This window comes from Mucilaginibacter sp. (assembly GCF_036383575.1).
GTDB lineage: Bacteria > Bacteroidota > Bacteroidia > Sphingobacteriales > Sphingobacteriaceae > Mucilaginibacter.
In genome coordinates this window covers 1-8,194 of sequence record NZ_DASVOB010000573.1, presented here as the reverse complement: position 1 = coordinate 8,194, position 8,194 = coordinate 1, and the positions used below count along the sequence as shown (strand labels likewise).

At 40.6% G+C, this 8,194-nt stretch carries 11 protein-coding genes; 6 read left to right on the top strand and 5 right to left on the bottom strand.

Annotated elements, in window-relative coordinates; translation table 11 throughout:
* The 4 genes from VF500_RS20575 to VF500_RS20560 form a co-directional block, all read right to left on the bottom strand.
* The coding region (locus VF500_RS20575) for a TRM11 family SAM-dependent methyltransferase (RefSeq protein ID WP_330861477.1) at positions 1-1,143 on the bottom strand (1,143 nt) is incomplete at its 3' end.
* Between the two features lie 141 nt (positions 1,144-1,284).
* Positions 1,285-1,665 carry a DUF2809 domain-containing protein gene (locus VF500_RS20570; RefSeq protein ID WP_330861476.1) on the bottom strand — a complete coding sequence of 127 codons (381 nt, stop codon included), beginning with the start codon at positions 1,663-1,665 and terminating at the stop codon, positions 1,285-1,287.
* A gap of 84 nt (positions 1,666-1,749) precedes the next feature.
* Positions 1,750-2,493: a zinc ribbon domain-containing protein gene (locus tag VF500_RS20565; protein ID WP_121232474.1), complete on the bottom strand. Its 744-nt coding sequence runs from the start codon at positions 2,491-2,493 to the stop codon at positions 1,750-1,752.
* Positions 2,493-3,590, bottom strand: coding sequence for a Nif3-like dinuclear metal center hexameric protein (locus VF500_RS20560; protein WP_330861475.1), 1,098 nt, complete (start codon positions 3,588-3,590; stop codon positions 2,493-2,495). The genes VF500_RS20565 and VF500_RS20560 overlap by 1 nt, the downstream gene beginning before the upstream one ends.
* 74 nt (positions 3,591-3,664) lie before the next feature.
* On the opposite strand from VF500_RS20560, the gene VF500_RS20555 reads away from it, so the two are divergent.
* Together VF500_RS20555 and VF500_RS20550 are read left to right on the top strand one after the other, a co-directional pair.
* Positions 3,665-3,862 (top strand): DUF2683 family protein, encoded by a 198-nt coding sequence (locus VF500_RS20555; protein WP_330861474.1) that lies wholly within the window; start codon positions 3,665-3,667, stop codon positions 3,860-3,862.
* Positions 3,853-4,116: a Txe/YoeB family addiction module toxin gene (locus VF500_RS20550; RefSeq protein WP_330861473.1), complete on the top strand. Its 264-nt coding sequence runs from the start codon at positions 3,853-3,855 to the stop codon at positions 4,114-4,116. Before VF500_RS20555 ends, VF500_RS20550 begins: the two co-directional genes overlap by 10 nt.
* Positions 4,117-4,125: 9 nt before the next feature.
* On the opposite strand, the gene VF500_RS20545 is transcribed toward VF500_RS20550, so the two are convergent.
* Positions 4,126-4,488 carry a TM2 domain-containing protein gene (locus tag VF500_RS20545; protein WP_121232477.1) on the bottom strand — a complete coding sequence of 121 codons (363 nt, stop codon included), beginning with the start codon at positions 4,486-4,488 and terminating at the stop codon, positions 4,126-4,128.
* Between the two features lie 132 nt (positions 4,489-4,620).
* Between VF500_RS20545 and VF500_RS20540 the strand changes: the two genes are divergently transcribed.
* The 4 genes from VF500_RS20540 to VF500_RS20525 form a co-directional block, all read left to right on the top strand.
* Entirely contained in the window at positions 4,621-5,601 is a 981-nt protein-coding gene (locus VF500_RS20540; RefSeq protein ID WP_330861472.1) for an NAD-dependent epimerase/dehydratase family protein, read from the top strand.
* 3 nt (positions 5,602-5,604) lie between these two features.
* On the top strand, positions 5,605-6,396 hold the full coding sequence (locus VF500_RS20535) for an SDR family NAD(P)-dependent oxidoreductase (RefSeq protein WP_330861471.1): 792 nt from the start codon (positions 5,605-5,607) through the stop codon (positions 6,394-6,396).
* Positions 6,397-6,400: 4 nt separating this feature from the next.
* Positions 6,401-6,676: a hypothetical protein gene (locus tag VF500_RS20530; RefSeq protein ID WP_330861470.1), complete on the top strand. Its 276-nt coding sequence runs from the start codon at positions 6,401-6,403 to the stop codon at positions 6,674-6,676.
* A gap of 201 nt (positions 6,677-6,877) precedes the next feature.
* A partial coding sequence (locus tag VF500_RS20525) for an ABC transporter permease (protein WP_330861469.1) occupies positions 6,878-8,194 on the top strand: 1,317 nt, incomplete at its 3' end.

Sequence of the window (8,194 nt, the reverse complement as noted above, 5' to 3'; positions counted from 1 at the left end):
CAAATAAGCGTTAGGTTTTAATATTGATTGTAATTCTATTAAATGTTTTGCTATACCACCAAAATATAATTTGGTGACTTTATGGTACAATCGTTCAAAACCAGATGTTTTTCCTGCTTCAATTCTGCGTGTTTCAATTTCATTTGCAATTCGAATAATTTCTGGAAACCCTTTAATATACTCATCGTCATTGTCGTCCTTATAAACCCCCCTCGTATTTGAACGAAGTAGCGTTTTCTTTAAAGCCCGGAGTTCTTCTTTGCTATTGATAAATCCAAGTAATACAGATTCGAGCCGGGTTGTTCTGGTATAATCTTTCTCGTTAGGATAAGGCGGCGAAGTTATTACCGCTGATATTTGTTTTTCGCCTAATAAGTCCTTTAAATTTCTCGAATCAGACAACAGTACAGAGGAACTAACACTCTTGTTTTCACTGTGAAACTTGATATCAGCACAGATCTTAATTATTTGGTTAAACCAAGGTTCAATCACCGATGAATCAGTTTTTAATTTCCCTACTCCAACCTCCGGGCCAAAACGAAGATTGCTTATTTTAAATACCAACGAGTTGCCTAACGCAATCATCAAATATTTATGGAAAGGACTTTCTTTATATTTATTTATTTGATTGAGCAGAACAAGAGACTTGTGTAACGGGAGTTTACTTATAGAATCTTTAATGATTAGTTTGTTTTTTTCTTGATTTAATGCTTGAAAGAGTTCTGTATCTAATAAATGAACATAGTTTAATTCGGGAGAATCACTAATATTTTGATCATTAAATTCCCGAAGAGATAGTTCTCGAATGTCTTTAGCTGTACTAAGGAGAGCCTCATGATCAATGTCCCAATCAATTTTTGTTGAGCTTGCAAAGTGTACGAAATAATTTGCTTCAATACCTATAGATGGAATGCCTTGAAGTTTGGCTTCGACTAAAGTTGTACCCGTGCCGCAAAAGGGGTCGAGTACAATATCTTCCGGAGTTAATCCAAACTCTTTAATATATTTTCTAACAAGATGGGGAGGAAAAGAAAGAACAAATCGATACCAGTCGTGAAATGCATTGTCCTGCTTGTCAAGCTTATTCCTTTCGGAATTCTTTAATTCGTATTGTAATAGTTCGAATGCCACTTTTTTTCTCAAATATATGTGTTTCTATTTAGAGCAAGCGTAATGATTATAATTAGCTAGACTTGTTTTAGTTTTAAAGATTATAAGTTAATGTTTTAAGAGAATGAAAACTAACGAGCCCGCTCAATTAACTAGATGTAAGATTTTACTGGGTTAATGCCTAAGTGTTTTAAGTTTGGGTACATAATAATCAACCCCAACGCCTATCCCCACCCCAACAACATAACACAACAAATCGCTCCACAAAAAGCCCTCGCCCAAAACAAGCCTGCCGAAAAGCGTATGCCGTAATTCATTTATCCATGGGGCTTTATAAAGTTGGCTAAACTCTATCGCGAAGCAAAATATCAAAGCTGCAATAACATTGAACCTGGCAGGCTTAACGATAAAAAGGAACTGCATGATAAAGTAAACCATAGTAGCCCATAAAATATCGCCAATAAATAAGGGGATAATACTGAAATGCCTGGATAGCAGGCCAAGGATGATGGTTAATATAATCAGAATAAAATATGTGGTCCTTGATTTAGGCATGGAATAAATATCGGAGAAATATGGCAAAACAAAAAAAGGCACCCACCGGGTGCCTTTGATATATTTAATTTTATAAATGGTTGCTTATGCTTCTTCAGCTTCCAGAGCCATTTGCTCGTCAACAAGGATACGTCCGCAATGCTCGCAAACGATGATCTTTTTACGCTGACGGATGTCTGATTGGCGCTGAGGCGGGATCTGGTTAAAGCAACCAGAGCATGAATCACGCTGAATGGTTACAACTGCAAGGCCATTTTTTGCGTTTTGACGCAGACGGGTGTAAGCAGTTAACAAACGCTCTTCAATGTTTTGAGTAGCTTTTGCAGCTTGTGAATTTAATTCGGTTTCTTCTTTTTCAGTTTCGGCAGTAATGGTGCCTAATTCTTCTTTCTTGGCATCAAGGTCGCTCTGACGGGCTTCCAGGTCGGCAAGTGCTTTTTCGTAAACCTGTGTTTTGTTAGTGATCTCGAAACCATACTCACGGATCTTCTTTTCGCTCACCTGTATATCTAAGCCCTGGATCTCAATTTCTTTTGAGATAGCGTCATATTCGCGGTTGTTTTTAACCTCGTTAAGCTGGCCTTCGTATTTTTTGATGTTTGCCTGAGCTTCTTTGATCAGGTTTTTACGGGTAACTATGTCATCTTCCACATCGTCAAGTTCACCTTTGATCTTCTGGATGCGGGTTTCAAGGCCTGCAACGTCGTCCTCAAGGTCGGCAACTTCCATTGGCAATTCGCCTCTTACCTGGCGGATCCTATCAATTTTGGTGTGGATAGTTTGTAGCTCGTATAAAGCTTTAAGCTTTTGTTCTACGGTTTGTTCCATTAAATAAAATATTTGACGGGGTTTGTATTTACTTCTGTTAAACGGACGGCAAAGATAGGGAATTTTTTTCTAATTATTTCATACAATAATTGCTGCGTAAATTGTTCACTTTCAAAGTGTCCGATATCTGCAATAACTATCTTTCCTTCGGCATCAAAAAACTCGTGATACTTGTAATCAGCAGTGATAAAAACGTCGGCTCCGGCAGCTATGGCATGCTTCAATAAAAAGCCTCCCGAGCCACCGCAAACCGCTACTTTTTTAACGTGTTTGCCCAATAATTTAGTATGCCTGATCACGTGTGCACGCATCTTGTCCTTTACATGAAACAGGAAACTTTCCTCATTAAGCGGCATTTCCAATTCGCCTATCATGCCCGAACCTACCTGCTGGTGCTGATTGGTTAAATTATAGAGGTCATAAGCAACCTCTTCATAAGGATGGGCCAGAATCAGGGCCATCAGGATCTTGCTTTCCAGGTTGGCCGGATATACAGTTTCAATACGCACCTCATTTTCCTTGTGGCGTTTGCCAACTTCGCCAACGTAAGGGTTAGCAGCATCGTTACCTTTAAATGTTCCGGTGCCTTCGGCATTAAAGCTGGTTTCACTGTAATTGCCAATATTGCCAGCACCTGCACTGAATAGAGCATCGCGCACGGCATCGGCATGGCTTAAAGGTACATAGGTAACCAGCTTTTTGATCAGGTTATGTTTAGGCAGTAGTATACGGGTGTTCTTTAAACCCAAAGTTTCGCAAATGCGGGCGTTAACTCCCGTCATGATACTATCCAGGTTGGTGTGAATAGCGTATATCGCTATCCCTTTGCGGATTGCTTTTTCCACTACCCGCTCTACATAAGTTTTGCCGTTGAATTTTTTGAGCCCCTTAAAAACTATGGGGTGGTGCGATATGATCACCTGGCAACCGGTGGCAATAGCCTCATCAACTACAGCTTCGGTACAATCAAGCGAAACCAATGCCTGGCTTACTTCCTGATCAGGGTTGCCAACTATAAGGCCTGAGTTGTCATAATCCTCCTGGTAATTAAGCGGCGCAAGGCTTTCGAGGTATGCGGTTAGGGCAGATAATTTCATATTTACAGTTAAGCTAATCTATTAAATAAATCGTTCTTAAAGTAAAAGAAAAAATAAAACAGTAAATTTGATATATGGGAATTTTAATTGCACATCCTGAAAATAAAGAAAAGTCAGATGCTTTAAAAGCATTCATGAAAGCCCTGAAGATCCAGTTTGAGGAAGAAAAATCGACATATGATCCAGAGTTTGAAAAAAAAATAAAGCGTAGTAAAGATGATTTTGAGGCCGGGAAATACAAGGCGATCAAGACCGACGATCTATGGAAATAGTTTATTCTGAAGAGTCCCAAAGCGATATTGAATATTGGAAAAAATCCGGGAACAAGATCATTCAGAAAAAGATTCAACAACTACTGCAAGCCATTAACGAGGATCCGTTTAGCGGCATTGGTAAACCCGAAATGCTTAAACATAATCTTACAGGACTCTGGTCGAGGCGAATAAACCAGGAACACCGCATAATTTATGAGGTGTTAGAAGACGAGAATAGAATAAAAATTCACTCCTTGAAAGGACATTATTAATATAAGGCCTTAGCTGCTCATTTTAGCCATCTGGTAGCTTTCATAAGCCATGTTCTTATTATACTCCAAAGTGATCGACTTATTGTTGATCAGATCAACAACGGTACCTATTACGCAAAGCCCTCCTGTAAAAAAGTAAAGGATCCCCATCCCTATCTGGCCTAAAACAAAACGCTGGATGCCTGCAAAGCCAACAAAGCCGAGCAGGGTAAATAATAGTATATCCTGCGAGTTTTTGCGCTTGTTGCTGTAAACCATATAAAAGTATTTCTTTTGATTTTCAGTCAGATCGGGCGTTGCATGCTGTAAAAAGCCCAGCTCCTCGGGCGAAAAATCTGCAAATGATTTATATGGATCCTGGAATGTGTTCATGTTTGGTAAAGGCTTTATTATAGTAATAAGTCAAATTTAAATATTTACCGCATTAAAACTATAGGTTAAAAAATGATTTAAAATTTCTTTCCCTCGCATAGGGGTAAACTCAGGCCGGATTGTAATACCTGTATGAAAGTTTTAGTAACCGGGGCAACAGGCTTTATTGGCAGGCAGCTTACCTTATCACTGGCTATGCAGGGTTATGATGTTAAAGCATTATGCCGCAATACTGATCATCCATATTTAGTAAAGCATAAAAACATTGAGCCGGTTACCGGCAATATCCTGTACCGGCAAAGCCTGGGCAGGGCTATGCAGGGCTGCGGATTGGTTTACCATACCGCTGCCATGGCTAAAATGTGGTGCCGTAATCCCGATGATTACCATGAAACCAACGTTGTTGGCACCCGGAACGTGCTTGAAGTTGCCGCCAATGCCGGGGTGCAAAAAATTGTCTATACTTCTACCTGCGGTGTATGGGGGCCAACGGTTAAACATCCCATGAGTGAGGACGACCCGCGGATTGCAGGTTTCCCCATTGCTTATGAGCGTACCAAATACCTGGCCGAGCTTGAGGTGCAAAACTTTGCAAAGCAAGGTGCGCATGTGGTTACCGTAAATCCTTCACGGGTGTATGGTGAAGGGCCGGTTACCGAAAGCAATACCGTTGGCAAAATGGTATCCGCGTATTTGCGTGGTAAATGGCGTTTTATTCCTGGTAACGGCGAACAGATAGCCAATTATGCTTTTTTAGATGATGTTGTTGATGGGCACCTTGCAGCGATGGAAAGAGGCCAAAGCGGCGAACGCTATATTTTAGGGGGAGAGGATATCAGCTTTAACGACTTTTTTAATACGGTGCACCAGGTATCCGGGAAGCAGCATCGCCTTATTCACCTGCCTTTAAAAGCGATTGAGTTTTATAGTCGTATAGAAAAGCTTAAAACACAACTTACCGGGCTGCGCCCATTCTTTTTACCTGAATTTGCCGAACGTTTAAAGTACGATCAAAAATATAGCAGCAACAAGGCTATCACCCAACTGGGCTACAGGATAACCCCTTTTGCCGAAGGAATGCACAAAACAATAAATTACCTTAAACAAGCCTGAAGCATGATCAATCAAACTGCTATCATCACCGGTGCCAGCGAAGGACTGGGCAAATCATTTGCCATTGAACTGGCATCGCGCCAAATAAACCTGGTGTTGGTTTCATTGCCAGCGTCAGGACTGCCCGAGCTGGCATCGTTTATCCGCAAAAACTTTGATGTTAAAGTCAACTATCTTGAAATTGATTTAACACTTGCTGAAAGTTACCCCGCAATTTTTAATTACCTTAGTGATGAGCAAATTACCGCCCACCTGCTTATCAATAATGCAGGTTTGGGTAACTGGTCGTGGTTTGAAGATCTGAATATCGGGTTTTATAAAAAACAAATTGAACTGAACGTGATTACTCCTGTACTGCTTACGCGCTTGTTTTTGGCCCAGGCCGATACCGATGCTACTTCATATATATTAAATGTAGGCAGCCTGGGCGGTTTGTTTGTGGTACCTAAAAAGCAGGTTTATGGCGCTACCAAATCATTTATCAGGTATTTTACCAAATGTTTGCAGCTGGAGCTTCAGGGCTCAAATGTGAAGATCAGCCTGCTTAGTCCCGGAGGGATCAATACCAAGCCCGAACTGCTGGTGATGAATAATAAGCTCAAAGGCATATCAAAGGCAACCATTATGGAACCCGGGCACGTAGCACGTATAGCGGTGGATGGTTTACTGCGGGGGAAAAAAGAGATTATCCCAGGCATGATAAACAGAATACTTGTTTTATTGAATAGTTTACTGCCTGCCGCTGTTAAAGATATTATTATCAGGCAACGCCTGGCAACCATTATAAAAAGCTGACAGCATGATCATTTCTTTACTCACCTATCGGCACGTTAAAAGTTTGTGCAGCTTTTTTAAGCGTACACGAAATAGCTTTAAACTCATCAATAATGAGCAGATCGTTATTATTTCGGGTAGTATGCGTGGATTGGTATTGTATTTTGACCGTGATGCCTGTGAGGTAAAAAATGGCGAAAGGGATTTTATCAGCATTGATATAACGCGCGATTTTTCGGTTGATATGCTGATGCGGATCCTGGTAAATCATAATATCATAACTCCTGTTTTTGAAGGTTGATTGCCATCTGTCATCAATTTCAATAACTATTTTCAGAATAAAGCGTGCGTTTAAAGTCGTACACCCGTTGTAACGTATCCGAACGGTATAGCCTTGTCTTTATTTTCAATAGGTTCATTGTTAGTGGTTTATATCATGGCACGAATTTTAAAGTCATATTATGCAGGCCCTCTGTTAGTAAACCTTTAAACCTACATAACCATGATCAGAATTTACTTTAAACTTGCTTATCGTAATTTAATTAAGGACAAAGCCTACTCCATTATTAATGTTTTCGGTTTGGCCATTGGTTTGGCGGCAAGTATCCTGATATTGCTTTGGGTACAAAATGAAACAAGTTATGATAAATTTCATAAAAATGCCGCGCAGCTATACCGCATAAACTGGGATGTTGATGGCTTAACCATGGCCGGTACTCCCACAGCAATGGCCGCCTCTGTAAAAGCGCAATTGCCTGCTATTAAAAATACAGTACGTATAAGCCCGAATAGTTACCTGTTTGAAGCCAACGATAAAAGGTTTATAGAAGATAGGGTACTGTATGCCGATCCGAATTTTCTGGATGTATTTTCATTTCCGCTTGTGGAGGGCGATCGTGCTAAAGCTTTAACGCAGGTGGATGGCGTTTTAATAACACAGGCGACAGCCTCAAAATATTTTGGCAATCAAAATCCTGTTGGCAAGTTTTTACGAAAAGACAATAGTGAAAATGTAGTGATAACCGGGGTTTTAGCCAACACTCCGGCTAACTCACATTTACAGTTCGATTTCGTTATGCCAACTGCTGCACTATACAGGGCTAAGCCCAAAGTGGAGAAATATCAATGGGAAGCTCCCTATTTTCATACTTATGTTCAATTGGATGAAAGTTTTGATCCAAGTCCGGCCAATTTAAAAAAACTGGAGGGGCAGATTTTTCAGATCTATCATAAACACGAACCGCAAATGAAAAGCGCGTTCCATCTTCAACCCATTACCAAAATTCATATGGCCCCGGCTATAGAGATGGATATGCTCGGGCATGGTAATGCGCTGTACTTAAAGATGTTTTTTGTTGTGGCTCTTTTGATACTTGCTGTGGCCTGTATCAATTTTATGAACCTGGCTACGGCGCGCTCGGCCCGAAGGGCTAAAGAAATTGGTTTGCGCAAAGTAGCCGGGGCACAAAGGTTTCAGTTGATATTTCAGTTTTTAAGCGAAGCGGTATTCATTGCTTTTTTATCATTATTAGTGTCACTTTGGATAGTGATTTTAGTGTTGCCGATGTTTAATCAGCTGGTTGGTAAGCAACTCGCCGTTAATTTTGCCGATGCGAAACTTTGGTTTAGTTTATTGGGTATCGCCTTATTAACCGGGGTAATATCCGGCAGCTACCCGGCGCTGTTTTTATCCGGCTTCAACCCGGTTAAAGTGCTTAAGGGGAATGTAAAATCGATGGGAGGGAATTTGTTTTTCCGTCATACTTTGGTGGTAACCCAGTTTGTAGTTTCGGTTGTTTTGTTGATAGGTACAGTGGTT

Excerpts from the sequence above, each read along its gene's own strand:
- VF500_RS20570 (WP_330861476.1), bottom strand. The coding sequence starts at position 1,665 with ATGCCTAAATCAAGGACCACATATTTTATTCTGATTATATTAACCATC.
- VF500_RS20565 (WP_121232474.1), bottom strand. The coding sequence starts at position 2,493 with ATGGAACAAACCGTAGAACAAAAGCTTAAAGCTTTATACGAGCTACAA.
- VF500_RS20560 (WP_330861475.1), bottom strand. The coding sequence starts at position 3,590 with ATGAAATTATCTGCCCTAACCGCATACCTCGAAAGCCTTGCGCCGCTT.
- VF500_RS20555 (WP_330861474.1), top strand. The coding sequence starts at position 3,665 with ATGGGAATTTTAATTGCACATCCTGAAAATAAAGAAAAGTCAGATGCT.
- VF500_RS20550 (WP_330861473.1), top strand. The coding sequence starts at position 3,853 with ATGGAAATAGTTTATTCTGAAGAGTCCCAAAGCGATATTGAATATTGG.
- VF500_RS20545 (WP_121232477.1), bottom strand. The coding sequence starts at position 4,488 with ATGAACACATTCCAGGATCCATATAAATCATTTGCAGATTTTTCGCCC.
- VF500_RS20540 (WP_330861472.1), top strand. The coding sequence starts at position 4,621 with ATGAAAGTTTTAGTAACCGGGGCAACAGGCTTTATTGGCAGGCAGCTT.
- VF500_RS20535 (WP_330861471.1), top strand. The coding sequence starts at position 5,605 with ATGATCAATCAAACTGCTATCATCACCGGTGCCAGCGAAGGACTGGGC.
- VF500_RS20530 (WP_330861470.1), top strand. The coding sequence starts at position 6,401 with ATGATCATTTCTTTACTCACCTATCGGCACGTTAAAAGTTTGTGCAGC.